The sequence below is a fragment of the Leptospira dzoumogneensis genome (assembly GCF_004770895.1).
Classification (GTDB): Bacteria; Spirochaetota; Leptospiria; order Leptospirales; family Leptospiraceae; genus Leptospira_B; species Leptospira_B dzoumogneensis.
This window is the reverse complement of the sequence record NZ_RQHS01000005.1, coordinates 254,940-269,683: the sequence shown is the minus strand read 5'-3', so window position 1 is coordinate 269,683 and position 14,744 is coordinate 254,940. Positions and strand designations below refer to the sequence as shown.

Below are 14,744 nucleotides of genomic sequence, written 5' to 3'. Positions count from 1 at the left end.
TTCTGAATGTATGAAACATCTTAGCCTCCAAACAAATCGTTTTGTAAAATTCTTCTCTGGGAGCTTGGCTCTATTGCTCTTATTCGGAACTCTAGAATACGGAATATCTTCCGAAATCTCAAAAGTCCCCATCCAAGAAGAAGTTTCCAAAATCCCGGCCTATCAATCCAGATTCGGCAGAAAGCAGCCAATCATCGCAGTGATCGGCGAGAACAGAATGACAGAGCTGACTGATTTTATGATCCCATACGGAATTTTAACTTCTGCGAGAATCGCAAGGGTGATCTCTGTTTTTCCCAAAACCGGTCCGGTCCAAATGTTTCCCGCATTAAAAATAGAAGCGGAGAAGTCTTTTGATCTTTTCGATTCAGAATATCCTGAAGGTGCGGATTATGTGATCGTGCCTGCGGTACATTATTCGGATGATCCTAGTCTTTTATCTTTTGTACAAAAACAATCTGCAAAAGGTTCTACGATCGTAGGTGTATGCGATGGAGTTTGGGTCCTTGCAAATTCGGGTGTTCTGAAAGATCATAAGGCAACCGGTCATTGGTTTTCATTTTCTAAGTTAGAGAAAGAATTTCCCGAAACTACATGGATCAAGGATAGAAGGTACATTGCAGATCGAAAGATCATCACTACTACCGGGATCACTGCTTCTATTCCGGTTTCCTTGGCTCTAATCGAAGCGATTTCAGGAAAAGAAAAGGCCTCAGAAATTGCGATCAGCTTAGGAGCCAAGGATTGGAAACCCATTCATAAAAGTTCCGATTTTTATCTGAGCGGAAAAGACATGTATGCTGCTGCAAAAAATTATCTGGGCTTTTGGAATTATGAAAACTTGGGTGTTCGAGTTTCGGATGGAACAGACGAGGTTGTATTAGCCCTGCAAGCCGATTCTTTTTCCAGAACGTATAGATCGGAAGTATTTTCTGTTTCGGACCAAAAACAGATCCGAACCAAAAGTGGCTTGTTATTACATGTGGATAAAACACAAGCAGAAGCCGCAAGCTTGGATTCTATTTTAGAAAATCTGAATGGAATAGCCGCAGTGACTGCTTATGATAAAAATCTTTCGGAGATTGAATCCAAATACGGAACAAACACAGCTGCTTTCGTGGCTCTGCAGATGGAATATCCTTGGCGGAAATAGAAAAGATTATGATTTGAGGATTAGAATATTCCGGTCTTTTTCCTTTTTCCTTTTTCCAGATTTGGAAATTGCCCGGATCTCTATATTCATTCCTAATGCGTTTATATAACCGATCAGAGTGGATAATTTTAGATCTTCTCTAGTCTCGATCCTGGAAATACTAGTTTGGCTAAAACCAGGGATTTCTGTTTGTTTTAAACCGATCTTTTTACGCAGATCCGCTAGTTTCAAATTTAATAGAATGTTCTCTGCTTTCCTTTCTGCTCTTCGAACGCTTTCTAAATTCATAGACTTTTTAGCGTTTGTAAAAAAATCAGAATATTGTCTTTTAGATCTCATTGGATATTTCCTAAATAATCATCATAAATTTTTTCAGCTAGGGGAATCAATTTACTATAAAACCTTTTATCGCCCTGCTTATTTCCAGCCGTTAAAAGAACCGCCATTCTTTCGGAATCGAATACGAATAAAATTCGTATCGGACTTCCTTTACTTTGGACTCTTAATTCTTTTAAATTCGTAATTTCACTTCCCTTAAGAGTATCCACATAAGGCCTGCCTAAGGATGGACCTTTTTGCTCCAATACTCTCAATATTGCGAATATATCTTCCTGCAAACCCGGTTCTTGGCGAAGAAACCAAGCTTCGAACTCAGGAGATTGGATAATTTTTCACATTTCCGAAAAATGCGCTAAAAGACATATGTCGTAAAGAGCATTTTTTAAGGGTTAGCGGAATAATGATTACCGGAAATCGGATCTATACAAGTATTTTTATACTAAAATGGAGATTTTAGATCTACTTCCAGCCTTCTGCGAATTCTATCCTTTCGATTGTGGTTGGATGAGAATGTTCGAAGATCACTTCCAGTTTGTGAGGATTCAGCCTGGATTTATTATCTTTTGCCAGTTTGATCTCCGTGCTGATGAATGATTTTTTATCGTTGGTCAGTACGAGTGCTTCTCTATCTGCTTGGGTTTCCAGGACTCTGGAGAGCGTAGCAGAAAACGGCCCGAGTATTGTTCCAACAAGAGACAATATCAAAAACAGAAATGGTAAAGAAGAAGGAGAATAAAATTCCTTTAATGGTACCAATCCTTCTTCTTTTACTTTTTGGAATATATATCCTAATAAGAAACATAAAAGGAAAGTTTCCAAAGTGCTGAGCGCAATCTCTATCATTTGATGGTTGTGGACCCAGTGACCGATTTCGTGTCCGAGTACGCTTACTACTTCTTCTTCCGTGTGGTTATTGATGAGTGTATCGTATAAGAAGATCTTTTTACTTTCTCCCCAGCCGGTGAAGTATGCGTTTGTGTGACCCGAATATTTACTCTCGTTGATCACATAGATATTTTCTACTTGGATATTTGCTTTTTGACTGAGTGCTAGGATTTTTGTTTTTAAACTTCCTTCTTGGATGGGACCGTAATCATAGAAGATCGGTGTGATGACGATCGGATACAATACGGACATGAGTAGCCCGAAGCCAAGTGATAAGATTGGAAGTATATATTTCCAAGCACGCGGTAGATTTTTAAGCACGAATGCAACTACAAGAACAACTAATCCGCCAAATAGAAATCCAAGTCCGAAAGATTTTGCCTTAAATAAGATCCAATCTCCTAGATTCATATTGGAGAATTGAAACTCGTGTTCTATTACGTATCCGAAATAATAGCTGAACGGCAATGAAATGATAAATTCTAGAAGATAAAAGGATACGAAGAATAGAAATACAGTAGGATAGAACCTCTCTCCCGTTTTTCTGCGGATATATTCTTCTAACTTTACTGAGATCGGAGAAAATACAAATGCTCCTGCCAATGCGAAGTCCAGCAAGGAACCTATGATAGAGACAAAAAATCCTCTTCTTTCGTAGTCTATCCCTGAGTTTATATCTTCCTGGGTAAAATACTTTAGAATTCTTTCATGTAGTTCCGGGGATAGATCTCCTTGGTAGGAGAAATATTTCATTACGAGTGTGAGCAAGATCTGTAGGGAAAATAAAGAGAATAGGATGTTTTTTAGTTTCATGTAGTGTTTTATACTTTTTCGTAAAGTTCTGAGATCTGTTTTACCGAGTTTCTGAATACATGATTCAATTCTTCAGGAAGAATTGTTTCGATTGCATCCGGCCATCTCCACAAGAATGGTAATAGACCTTCCAGGTTGGTGGATTGGAAACTGAGTTTATTTTTCTCTTCGGCATATTTGATCCCCGTTAGGAATAGTTTTGCTTTTACGAGACCTTCTTCTTTGCAGATCCACTCCACATTTTTGGGTTCGTGGACCGGGAATAATCCTGCATGTATGATCAGATCTTCTTCCGTTTCCTTTTTGGCTCCTCTTGCCTGGTAAAGCGGATCTCCTTGTAGGAGTTCCACAGATAAGATCTTTGGCAGAACGAATCTTTTTTTGGTTTTTTCTTCTCTATCGTAAGCAAGCAGATAATGATCTTGGCCGCCTTTTCGGATCAATCGGATCGGATCCGCTTCTTTCGAATAAGAATCTTCGGGGAAGGTTTTGTAATATTTGATCCGGATCGGTGTATGATTTTTGAGCGCTTCCAAGATCTGAAATGCAACTTCTCCCAAATCTTCCGAATTTTCCTCAGGGCTCTCGGCTATTTCAGGAAAGTATTCTAGATCTCCCGCGAATATTTTTCTGGCAGCCGTATAGAGTTCGTATTTTGGAGCTTCCGAGTATCCTTTTAATAAAAGTGCGGAAATTTCTCTGAGTTCTTCTTCGGTAAACTCAAGAGTTTTGGAAAGCGGATCTTTTACGAGTACGTATACGAAATCTTTTCCGTTCTTTTGTGGATAATATTTAATATGAAATCCTAGGGCGCCTAACTCTTCTATATCTCTGGATAATTTTCTTCTGTCTGAGTCTCTGTTTTCGTTATCATAGAATCCTTCCATGATCTTTCTTAAGGAGCTTAATGTGATCCCATCCGGAAATCTGAAAAAATTGAATAATAATGTGAGAAGCCTGTATTCTGTGGGATTCATCTCCCTAGGCTCGATTTCCTGATCTATATCTTTGTCTAGTTCTTCTTTCATGGCTCGTTTCTAAATTTTGGTTTTTGTAAAGTCCCTGGGCAAGGAAAAATCTCTGCCTTGTTTTTGAATTCGGAGAAAGTCCCAAAAAACAACTTGATGAGTAAGATCCGATATCGATAATTCTCTCGTCTTAGTCCCTTTTTGTTAGAGGTTTTTATGGGTAAAATCATAGGTTTTCTTTTTCCGAATTTTATAGGTCTTATTCTTATTTTACTCGGATGGTGGACAACTATCATCAATGTAGCCACTCTTCGTTTCGCCGGTGAGTCTTATTTTAATAAATGGACCTATACAGGTCTGATTTTGATCATTATTGGGGCGTATTTGCCTGAAATCTGGATCGGGATCCGTAAGAAAATTTTCGGAGATTGATCCCCCCTTTTTTTCTTGTACGAAAACGTCTAGACATTTCCGCTGGTATTCTGATTATTTGCATTGAATGTCCTAGTTGGTCCTAGGCCCCGAAGATTTTGAAAAAAATCTTTACGGGCCAAGTACATGGGTTACAATGCGACATAATAAAATTACTGGAACCTGAGAAGGGAAGATGAGCGCGGAAACCGAAGTTTTAGAGAAACCAAGCCGGAAAAAAACCGATATCGAATTCCATAAACCGACTCTTTCTCGGGAAGACCTGAAAACAGTTTTAGAGGCGTTGGTAGAAGACCATTTAGCTTCCGGTTCTGTGACTCATAAGTTTGAGAAGGCATTCTCTTCTACCTTCAGGACCAAACAAGTAATTTCCGCAAACAGTTTAACTGCTGCGTACCATCTGTCTTTATTGGCGTTGGAGATCCAACCGGGAGATAAAATCGCTATCTCCACATTCGCTCCTCTTGCCGCTCTAGATGCAATTTTCTTAATGCAAGCGCAACCTTTGGTTGTGGATATGGGAAAACATTCTTTCCATGTTTGTCCTGAAAGATTATCTTCCGCTTTGGAAGACGAATCCGTTAAGGCTGTGGTTTTAGATCATACTTTCGGTTCTTTGGCAGACTTCTCCAAATACGATTTTAAGAATCGCCCGGTAATCGAAGATTTTTCGGAAACTGTCGGTGCAAGAACTGAAACGTTCACTCCAGGGAAACAGGGTAAAATTTCCATTTGTGGCCTTTCGATCGAATATCTGATCACTACAGGTAATGGAGCTTTGATCTGTACTGATGATGATTCTTTAGCGAAAAAGATCAGAGCCAGAAAAGAAGGTAAAGATCCTTATCCACGTAAAGAAGGCCAGCCTAGATTAGATTACGATATGATCGATTACCAAGCCGCTTTAGGGATCGAACAATTATCCAATCTTGGTGTGATCTTAGAAAGAAAAAGAAAGATCGCTCAAGTTTATTTGCAATCCATCCAAGGCTCCCAAGTCGGTTCCCACTTTAACGATCCGAATTCCGAAACTTTCAATCGTTTTGTGATCATTGCCCCGGGCAATTACGAGCAGGTAGAAAGATACTTCCGTTCTTTACAAATTGGTACCCGCAGAACTGTTGCGGAACCGATCCATCATATTCTTGAACTTTCTAATTCTGATTTCCCGAACGGGGAAAGATTGTACCAAAGAGGTCATTGTATTCCGATCTATCCGAATTTAACTAAGGATAATGTGCAAAGGATCTCTCAGGCAATCCGTAGAATTTACTAAAACTTAGATTTTTTTCTTTTCTCCAGGGGTCTGGATCGTATACAATTCCTTTAATTCTTTGGCCTTCTCTTTTACAAAGATATAAGCCGAATCTTGGGTCAGTCGTAAAGTTTCGAACTGATTTGTTGACTTAGCAAAATTTTCTTCCTGGAGTTCTTTCGCCTTTCGGATAGATTCTCTGATTTGGTCCTTCGCAGTATCCGGCATAGATGGATCATTTAAGAAGACCTGAAAGCTCTCCGTATATTTTTCCTGAGCTTCCTTCATATCTTCGATGAATTTTTCGGAATTACAAAGGTCGTAAAATTCCTTAATACGAAAATGTAAAAGTGCAAATTCCCGATAGTCGGTAAATCCGTTTTTTTTCGCGATTGTATCCGCTTGTTTGGGATCTATCTCCGAAGGAAGTTCGAAAATTAAGGCGGGACTAGGTTTGGAGATCAATTCTCCGAAGGATGGGTTGGATTCTTTTAATTCCCGGAATGTGGAAATATAAGAATCCAATTTTTCTTTAGAAAATCGAGGGGCCTTTAGTAAGGAACAATTCGAAACGAATAAGCTCCCTAAAAATAAAATATAAAGAAAACGTTTCATTTTATAATCCCTTGTTTATGATATGAGATTGTTTTGCGAAACAGACTTATAAGTTCCGTTTGTCCGGCAATTTTAGATTATAAAGGTGCATTCACTTTCATTCCGGTGCATTGGTGGTCTTGATACAATAATGCCCCTAAATACCACCGATCACATCCTTCTGCAGGGGGATCTTTCAAACAAGATCCGTAAAATAGATATAAATTATGGAGCTGTTCCTTACATTCATCACGATCCCCTCTCTGATTAGCCCTTTCACCGCAGCTTAATAAAAGGAAGAGTATTAAGTTAAAAGTTATGTTTTTTGTTATCAACCTTCGCATTATGAATTCCTTTACCAATTGATTTGTACTTCTTGGGTGCCGGTTGTTCCTACGCTTGTCGCCGCTTGTAAAGTGACTCCTGCATTTCCGTGGAGAGACAAAATTGTCCAGCCAACGATTGCCTTAAATCTTAGGGGAGAAATCGGATAGGCGACCGCATTTCTCACTCCCGAAATAATCCAAGCACTAGGTTTCGGCGGAGTACAATTCGGGTCAATCGCATAGACCTGGAATTCCATTTCAATGGTTCCATACAATGGAACTCCTGCAAACCATCCGTTGACTACAACTCGTGTGGGTGATCCGACCGCTCCGAGATTCGGAGGAGCGGCAATAGCTCCAGGATAACCGATCAAAGCAGTTAAGTAAGTAGAATTTCCGTCTTCATCCAAAAGTCTAAATCGGACAGTATCTTCCCACCACCATTGGCCCCAGAATTTGCCATGGTAAATGAAACGATTTTTTGTTCCGGTTGAAGTTACGATCCCATTGCCAGAACTAGGCTGGGCATCCAATAATATGGCCACGGACTCTCTGTTTCCATGCGGATCATCCCATTCTATCGTGATCGGAATATCCACACTCGTGGAAGCAGTACAAGTATTTAGATAGGTAGGTGTTCCGGCTACCGTATATCCAATCGGTGGCAGTTTATAACTAGGTGGAACAGGCCAGTTCGGAACCGAAAAGTCCGGAACTGAGTTCGGTTGCTGATTTGGAGTCACTCCGTAATATTGATTCGGTTTTGCTATAAAGAAAAGATTATGCAAAAGTAAATAATCTAACCCATGACTTTCTATTGGGAATATTGATTTTTGATTATGAATATCTTTATTTCGAATGAATCGGTTTTCCGAAGCCCAACCGCTATCCGATCCAAACTCGGTTCCTGTTCCGCTCCACGGAGCAGAGTTTAAAAAGGATAAAGTTTTACTCTCTAAAAATGCTGAGATACTTCCACCATAATGCAAAATAGAATGCAAGAGAGGATATAGATAAAAGTCATGTTGAGCGGCTTGCGCAACTAGAAGGTCTTGTGTAGCCTGCCCCCAACCATTTCCGATAGAAGCTAAGGCCATAACCATATGCGCGTTATCCGGCGTAGTAAAAACTGCAGATTGGGATAACCCTCCCCATGCCACTAAATATTGTGGGTTGACATTCCAACTTTTACCTGATATCCAACTTCCGGCAAGATTGAAACCTGCTGAAAAAAATCGAGCATCCGCCCCTCTAGTCACTTGTCCCATATGATCCGGATCGACCGGATGAAACGGATCAAACCAACCCATACATAGTGGACAAGATCCGAACCAATTTACCTTGGGTGAGACTGGATTTACGATTAACCAGGAAACGTTCGTTTCGCCTACGGGAATCCCCAAAATTTCATAAGTTTGGTTTTGGCCCGCATACATATAGTCCACTAATCTACGTGCATATATTTGAGCTTGGTGTTGAAAATTCATTCCTTGGTAGGAATATGTAAATGGTACCAAATGTTTTACGATTGCTAAACCTAATAATAAATGAACTACTTGGTCCTGGCTCATCTCTCGATTATAAGGAGGAGTGGGAAAAACTTGGTCCCCAATCCATGTTTGGTAATCTCCTTCGGCTCCGTTTAGACCTAAATCTCTCATCACATTGAAAGGAACATCATCTCTCACAAAAAAACCAGGTGTATCCGGCCATTGATAACCTTCTGTCCCCGGATATTTTGCAACATTCACAGGATGCACTTCCCAGATACTTTGTTCCCCAAAACGATCAAGACGTTCTAAAGTAATAAATGCGCAAAAGAGTTCTCGTATCGTATTTTGGATATCATTCACCTCTCCGTATCCTGGATAACTGTCTGGGCGAGATAGCATATGTAACTCCGAGCCAAGTACACCCAAATACCAGCCTAGTTTAATTGTGGAATCTCCCCATTTTCCCAAACGATAATTTGGATCGTTTAGGGAAATTTTAACTTCTTCCATCGGAAGGCATCCACCCTTATCGGTGGAAAGTTTTATAAAATTCTTTCGGAGTTTATTTCTAAGATTCCAATATTTTTTCACATTCTTATTCGCATCCGTTCCACTGTAATCAGATCCGGATTCCGAAGAATAAGGAAAGCTCGCTGCAGAAGAGTTAATTCCAAATAGATCCAAAAAACTTGAAATGAGAGAAGAACCACTACTGTCTGTATCAGCTTGGAGAGAACTCCCAAATAGGATAGAAAAACAAAATACAAAGGTGAAAAAAATTTTTCGCATAACGTCATACACCCATTCGTTATATTTCATACGAAGAGGCCAACAAACTCATAGGATCGTCAATGAAAAATTTACATTCTATTTTTATTATATTAGAATATTTATTCCGAATTGATATTCATCATATTTTTTTAAAAATGATTTCTGAATTTGAATTCGGATTTTTTAGCGGAGTCTTTTCTATTATTAGATCCATTCAAAAATTTTAAGTCAGGAGAATAGAGATTCATTCCTGTATCCTAAATCAGGATATTGTTTTACAGGAGAGCTACCGACAGGGATGCGGAGGGCGAAGTCCCGAAGGGATGAGCGATAGCGAACCCGGAGCAGCCCGGCCAGCAAAGCTGGGTCGGCCGCACAACCGACTGCAGTCCAATGAATTTTAGAATCGTTTTAGCAATAGAGTATGACGTTCGTTCCGGCCCGCCCCCAGTCCGGCTCGATTTTTTTCTTTTCGCAACCTGACTTAGTCCGATCCCAAAACCATTCACCCAAATTTCCTAAATCGAGTTTGCGAATTTGTTTTCGAAAATTCAGGAATGGATAGCAATGGACCTCTGAGCAGATCCTTCATTCGATTTTCGAAATGTTGGATTCTCCGGAGGCAACTTGAATATCGCGCTCCTCTCTATTAAACGTCCCATTTTTATTACCAGTATTGTGATCCTTATGTTGATCACCGGTATCTTCTCCCTTAGTAAGATGGGAGTGGATCTCTTTCCGGATGTGAATATTCCGGTAGTGACCGTAACTACGATTTACCCCGGAGCAGGTCCGGAAGAGATCGAAGAGTTGATCTCTAAACCTTTGGAAGAAGAACTTTCTTCCATTGCAGGTTTAAAGAAGATCACTTCTCGTAACCAAGAAGGTGTTTCCGTTGTTTTAGGCGAATTCACTCTTTCCACTGATATCAAATACGCGGAACAACAGTTTAGAGATAAAACCGCATCTGTTCGTCCTAAACTTCCTGACGGTATTAAAGAACCTAAAGTAGTTCGTTTCGACCCGGCGGACCAACCGATCATTCGTTTGGCAGTGTTTGCAGATCTGAATCAGGCAAAAATGTACGACTTAGCGAAAGAAACCGTTAAGGCTAAGTTAGAGCAGATCGCCGGTGTCGGTTCCGTTAAGTTAGTCGGTGGAACTAGAAGAGAGATCCAAATCGAATTAGATAGAAATAAATTAGTTTCTTATCAAATGCCTATGGTAGTCATCGCCAATAGGTTAAAGACCGCCGGATTAAACGTTCCGGTTGGTAAATTCGATTCTGGTGCAAAAGAAACTTCTTATAGAACTTTAGGAAGATATGAAACTCTTTCCCAAATCGAGAACACTATCGTTTCCTTCGGTGGAGACGTTGGTAACTCGGTACTCATAAAAGAATTGGGAACCGTAAGAGACGGAACGGAAGACGAAGAAACATTAGGTTATCTTTGGGCTTCCAAAAGTGACGAAGTTGAGGAAGAAGACGCAGGATTTCTGACTCATCCTATCACCTGGACAGTTCAATTTCCAAAAAGAGTCAAAAGACTTTTCGGCGGTGATAAAAATGCCGTTATAGAAAAAGAACTTAAACCCGCTTTATTTATAGATGTATATAAACAATCCGGAGCGAACACAGTATCCGTTGCGGACGAGGTTTTAAAAAGGATCGATAAATTAAATGCGGATATCCAACCTTTGGAAGGAAAACCTAAGATCAGATTGATCCGCGACGGTTCCAGATGGATCCGATACAACGTAGAAGACGTTACGGAAGCGATCGTTCTAGGTATCTTACTCGCGGTAATCACTGTTTATTTCTTCTTAGGGAACTTAAGATCTACGATCATCACCGGTCTTGCGTTACCTAACTCCTTATTGGGTGCATTCATCATCATGTGGATCATGGGATTCACGATTAACGTTATGACTCTCTTGGCCTTATCCCTCGCGGTAGGACTACTCGTCGACGACGCGATCGTGGTCCGGGAAAACATCTTCCGTAAATTGGAAGAAGGTGCAACCGTGATGGAAGCCGCGGAAAAAGGAACCATGGAAGTGGCTCTTGCGGTTATCGGAACTTCTTTAACTGTGATCGCTGTATTCTTCCCTGTCGGATTTTTATCAGGGATCGTAGGTCAGTTCTTCAAACAGTTCGGATTGACTGTGGTCTTTGCCATGATCATTTCGCTCTTCGACGGTCTTTTTGTGGCACCGATGTTGTCCGCTTACTTCGCGGGTAAACTTACCCATGATAAAAGGAACGCCGCAGTAGAAGCATTCGATCGTTTCCAAAACTGGTTGGAAAAAATTTATAAGATCACAATGCATTACGCGTTGGCCCATCCGGGTAAGATCATACTTTTGACTTTCTTAATATTCATTCTTTCCTTCGTAAGTTGTGCTTTCGTAAAGAAAACATTCCTACCTGCGAATGATCAGGGTGAGTTTATGGTGACTTTGGATCTTCCTCCAGGCACCAGCTTACAAGGAACTAAAGATGTTTCCGATCAAGTTTTGGCGGAACTCCAAAAATTCCCTGAAATGGATAAGATCGCGATCACTATCGGTAAACCGGATGGTGGAGAGCCGAACACTGCGATTCTGGCGATTGCACTCGTTTCTTCCAAAAAAAGATCCAGGGACACTACCGCTGTCAAAGAAGATATCCGTAAAATGTTAAAGGCCTATGATTATGCAAGGCCTGCGGTTTCGGATTATTCCGCAGTGGGAGGCGGGGTCCAGTATCCGTTCCAATTGGTTCTCAAAGGGAATAATTTGGAAGAAGTGGAAGCATATTCCAAAAAAGTAATAGAACGACTGAAGGGTATCAAAGATCTCGCTGACATCGACTCCGACTTTAGAGGTGGAAAACCTGAATACCAAATCGTTTTGGATAATTCCAGAATGCAATTGGTAGGAGTTCTTCCCGGTGTTGCAGGTTCAGAGTTAAGATACCAGATCGCTGGAGATCAGGTTAGTAAGTTTTACGATAAAGGGATCGAGTACGAGGTCCGTATGAGGCTTAAACCTGACCAAAGGAACTTGAGAGCTGCTTATGGACAAACCAAGGTCCCGAATATCGCAAACAGATTGATCCCTCTTGCTGCGATCAGCAGCGGTAAAGAAAACTTAGGTCCTTCTCGTATCAATCGTATCGATAGAGCAAGAGCAGTTGTTGTAAATGCAAACCTTGCACCGGGTGGTGCGATCGGAACTGCGATGGAAGAAGCGACTAAAATTTTGACCAAGGAAATCCCTCCTCCACCGGGAGTTCGTTTTAATTTCCAAGGTCAGTCGGAAGACTTAAAAGAACTATTCTTGAACATCATCGTGGCATTCGGTCTGGCGTTGGTATTCATCTATTTGGTTCTTGCTTCTCTTTATGAATCTTTCATCACACCGATCACGATCTTATTCGCGATCCCTCCTGCAATTTCCGGGGCATTCTTCGCTCTTTTCTTAACGGGAGAAATGTTGAATATATTCTCCATGATCGGACTCATCCTGCTCATGGGGCTCGTCGCTAAAAACTCGATCTTACTCGTGGACTATGCAATGCAAGCAGTGAGAGAAAGAGGTATCACAAGAGATGAAGCGATCTTCGAAGCAGGTCTTGTAAGATTACGTCCGATCTTGATGACATCCATCGCGATGATCATGGGAACTGTTCCGATCGCATTGGGTCTCGGAGAAGCTGCGAAATCCAGAACTGCAATGGGTATCGCGATCATAGGAGGCTTGATCCTTTCCACGTTAGTTACTCTGATCGTGGTTCCTTCTATCTTCGGTGGTATCGATAAGTTCAGAGAATGGATAGAAGGCAAGTTCCGTCCTGATATGACAGCGACCATTCACAGCGAAGCAGGTCATTCCGGAACCGCTGCGATTTCGACGAATCATAATCAATCTTCTTTGAGTGAATGGGCCCAAGACGTGGAGTCCAAACCTAAGAAGGGAACTAGTTCGAAGAAGAAAAAGTAGTTTTGTAAGGGGCCCCACCCAATCGAGCGACCCGTAGGGAGCGAGATTCCCGTAGGGTGACTGAGCAAAGCGAAGTCAAATTTGTATCGATGCAGTAAATTTTAGCCCCCACCCTCATTGGGTGGGGGCCGGCCGGTGGTACCCGCGAAAAACGTTCGATGCGATCGTATCGTTTTGATTTAATTTCCAGTCTCGTTTGACCTCGATTCTCTCGGTCACCGACTCGTCGAGGACGGTCGTCTTCTCGCTCCTATTGTCGCTGCGAAGGGGGGCCGGCCGGTGGTACCCGCAGCCCGTTCTTTCAAAAAAATCCCATATCACAAAACCTTCCTCTCTTCAAACCATTTTCCAACCCGTACTTTGTTGGAATTCCAACATCGCCTTAGTGTAAAATTTCAATTGCTAAAACCGCATTCTTTCATCCCAAAACTCCATTTTTTATTTCCAAGCCTCCAAAACTTAGTTCCCAATAATCCATAAATCCCAAATAAAGACTTCACCTTCAGGAGGAGTTTATGATCCAAAAAACTTCCTTGCGTGCTTATATCGGAATTACTCTCGCAGCAAACCTTCTATTCGGTTGTGCTCAATTACAAAAAGTTGATTTAAAAAAAGTAAAAGAAAAGATCGAAGACCTAGATAGACCTTCTTTTACCTTAGAAAAAGTTTCGATTGCCGAGATCAATTTATCCGAGATCAAACTTAGAGTGGATTCGAAAGTAAAAAATCCGTATCCGATCGCTTTGCCTGCGACCAATTTAGAGATGAATATCCTGATCGAAGGACAACAATTCACAAAGGCAAAAACCAAGATCCCAACAGTAGGTGGGAATTCCAACAAACCTGTCCCGGTCGACCTAACATTCGCGTATAATGACCTTGCAGAACTTTACAAGAAAGTCCCTGGAAAGATAGACTTAGTAGTCAAAGTACAAGGAGTAGTTTCACTTCCTATTCCTGAAAAATACAGATCTATCGCGGGAGCTGCGTCACTCGACTTTCCATTCGAAGAAGAAAGAAAGATCCCAGCAGTCCTTCCCGACATAGAGATCCGAAATTTCAAAATTATCAAACCGGATCCTTCTACAATCTTAAGCTCCGCAGGAACGGAAGATTTGGCAAAAAAAGCCGCAACATTCTTAGACACGTTACTCGGTCCTCAGAAAAAATCCCCAGGCTCGGCAGTCGCCGCTGGATTATCAGCGCTCGACTTAAAAGTAGATACCGAATTCCAGATCGTATTAAAAAACAGAGCCACATCTAGATTACAATTTTCTGAATTTGAGTTTGAGCTCACTCTCGAAAAAGAAAAATTCTTAACAGGCCAACCGGTTCGGATCGAAAACCAAGGACAAGAATCCATCCTAAGCGTTCGCACCTCCTTCCCACTCGGAACGGTCACACAAGGGATCGCAAACGCAGTCTCCAAAAGATCCGCTGCATTCCGACTGAGCGGAAAAGCAACCACCGAATCCCCGGAGATCGGAACAGGACAAGTCCCATTCAAATTCGACAAATCCGGTTCTTTTAGCTGGAATTAAAAATAAGGGCGCATGCTCGCCATGCGGCGAGCACCCGGCTCTACGCTCCAATCCGCTTCGCGGGATTTCCGCTGCGATCCGTTGCGCAGTACTGATGAAAATTCTTCCTTTTGAATTAGCAAGTGGAGTTAAGTTAGATACACTATACCTCTGGAATGAGTATTCTTATAAATTTATGAAAATTACTTGT

General features: G+C 41.3%; 11 protein-coding genes. 5 read left to right on the top strand and 6 right to left on the bottom strand.

The annotated features are described in order from the left end of the window. The first annotated feature begins 10 nt into the window (after window positions 1-10). Window positions 11-1,153 carry a DJ-1/PfpI family protein gene (locus tag EHR06_RS02530; protein WP_135755575.1) on the top strand — a complete coding sequence of 381 codons (1,143 nt, stop codon included), beginning with the start codon at window positions 11-13 and terminating at the stop codon, window positions 1,151-1,153. Between the two features lie 6 nt (window positions 1,154-1,159). Here the strand turns inward: EHR06_RS02530 and EHR06_RS02525 are convergent, their stop codons facing one another. From EHR06_RS02525 to EHR06_RS02510, 4 genes are all read right to left on the bottom strand, one after another. After that, the gene (locus EHR06_RS02525) at window positions 1,160-1,492 is read right to left on the bottom strand and encodes an XRE family transcriptional regulator (protein ID WP_135755574.1); all 333 of its coding nucleotides are present in this window, start codon (window positions 1,490-1,492) and stop codon (window positions 1,160-1,162) included. Next, entirely contained in the window at window positions 1,489-1,818 is a 330-nt protein-coding gene (locus EHR06_RS02520) for a type II toxin-antitoxin system RelE/ParE family toxin (RefSeq protein WP_279633353.1), read from the bottom strand. The genes EHR06_RS02525 and EHR06_RS02520 overlap by 4 nt, the downstream gene beginning before the upstream one ends. Before the next feature lie 133 nt (window positions 1,819-1,951). Continuing rightward, on the bottom strand, window positions 1,952-3,190 hold the full coding sequence (locus EHR06_RS02515) for a M48 family metallopeptidase (protein WP_135755572.1): 1,239 nt from the start codon (window positions 3,188-3,190) through the stop codon (window positions 1,952-1,954). An 8-nt stretch (window positions 3,191-3,198) separates the two neighbouring features. Next, window positions 3,199-4,218, bottom strand: coding sequence for a helix-turn-helix transcriptional regulator (locus EHR06_RS02510; protein ID WP_135755571.1), 1,020 nt, complete (start codon window positions 4,216-4,218; stop codon window positions 3,199-3,201). Between the two features lie 156 nt (window positions 4,219-4,374). Here EHR06_RS02510 and EHR06_RS02505 point away from each other — a divergent pair, with 156 nt between their 5' ends. Both EHR06_RS02505 and EHR06_RS02500 read left to right on the top strand, forming a co-directional pair. Next, a complete protein-coding gene (locus EHR06_RS02505; RefSeq protein ID WP_135755570.1) occupies window positions 4,375-4,590 on the top strand; it encodes a hypothetical protein in 216 nt (71 codons plus the stop codon). A gap of 175 nt (window positions 4,591-4,765) precedes the next feature. Continuing rightward, window positions 4,766-5,866, top strand: a complete 1,101-nt coding sequence (locus EHR06_RS02500) for a DegT/DnrJ/EryC1/StrS family aminotransferase (protein ID WP_135755569.1) — start codon at window positions 4,766-4,768, stop codon at window positions 5,864-5,866. Window positions 5,867-5,869: 3 nt separating this feature from the next. Here the strand turns inward: EHR06_RS02500 and EHR06_RS02495 are convergent, their stop codons facing one another. Further along, a complete protein-coding gene (locus tag EHR06_RS02495; RefSeq protein WP_135755568.1) occupies window positions 5,870-6,460 on the bottom strand; it encodes a hypothetical protein in 591 nt (196 codons plus the stop codon). Between the two features lie 334 nt (window positions 6,461-6,794). Next, the gene (locus EHR06_RS02490) at window positions 6,795-9,077 is read right to left on the bottom strand and encodes a hypothetical protein (RefSeq protein ID WP_135755567.1); all 2,283 of its coding nucleotides are present in this window, start codon (window positions 9,075-9,077) and stop codon (window positions 6,795-6,797) included. Between the two features lie 579 nt (window positions 9,078-9,656). Between EHR06_RS02490 and EHR06_RS02485 the strand changes: the two genes are divergently transcribed. Further along, window positions 9,657-13,013, top strand: a complete 3,357-nt coding sequence (locus EHR06_RS02485) for an efflux RND transporter permease subunit (RefSeq protein ID WP_135755566.1) — start codon at window positions 9,657-9,659, stop codon at window positions 13,011-13,013. 515 nt (window positions 13,014-13,528) lie between these two features. Beyond that, on the top strand, window positions 13,529-14,554 hold the full coding sequence (locus tag EHR06_RS02480; RefSeq protein WP_135755565.1) for an LEA type 2 family protein: 1,026 nt from the start codon (window positions 13,529-13,531) through the stop codon (window positions 14,552-14,554). Window positions 14,555-14,744 lie beyond the last annotated feature (190 nt).

Excerpts from the sequence above, each read along its gene's own strand:
- EHR06_RS02530 (WP_135755575.1), top strand. The coding sequence starts at position 11 with ATGAAACATCTTAGCCTCCAAACAAATCGTTTTGTAAAATTCTTCTCT.
- EHR06_RS02525 (WP_135755574.1), bottom strand. The coding sequence starts at position 1,492 with ATGAGATCTAAAAGACAATATTCTGATTTTTTTACAAACGCTAAAAAG.
- EHR06_RS02515 (WP_135755572.1), bottom strand. The coding sequence starts at position 3,190 with ATGAAACTAAAAAACATCCTATTCTCTTTATTTTCCCTACAGATCTTG.
- EHR06_RS02510 (WP_135755571.1), bottom strand. The coding sequence starts at position 4,218 with ATGAAAGAAGAACTAGACAAAGATATAGATCAGGAAATCGAGCCTAGG.
- EHR06_RS02505 (WP_135755570.1), top strand. The coding sequence starts at position 4,375 with ATGGGTAAAATCATAGGTTTTCTTTTTCCGAATTTTATAGGTCTTATT.
- EHR06_RS02500 (WP_135755569.1), top strand. The coding sequence starts at position 4,766 with ATGAGCGCGGAAACCGAAGTTTTAGAGAAACCAAGCCGGAAAAAAACC.
- EHR06_RS02495 (WP_135755568.1), bottom strand. The coding sequence starts at position 6,460 with ATGAAACGTTTTCTTTATATTTTATTTTTAGGGAGCTTATTCGTTTCG.
- EHR06_RS02490 (WP_135755567.1), bottom strand. The coding sequence starts at position 9,077 with ATGAAATATAACGAATGGGTGTATGACGTTATGCGAAAAATTTTTTTC.
- EHR06_RS02480 (WP_135755565.1), top strand. The coding sequence starts at position 13,529 with ATGATCCAAAAAACTTCCTTGCGTGCTTATATCGGAATTACTCTCGCA.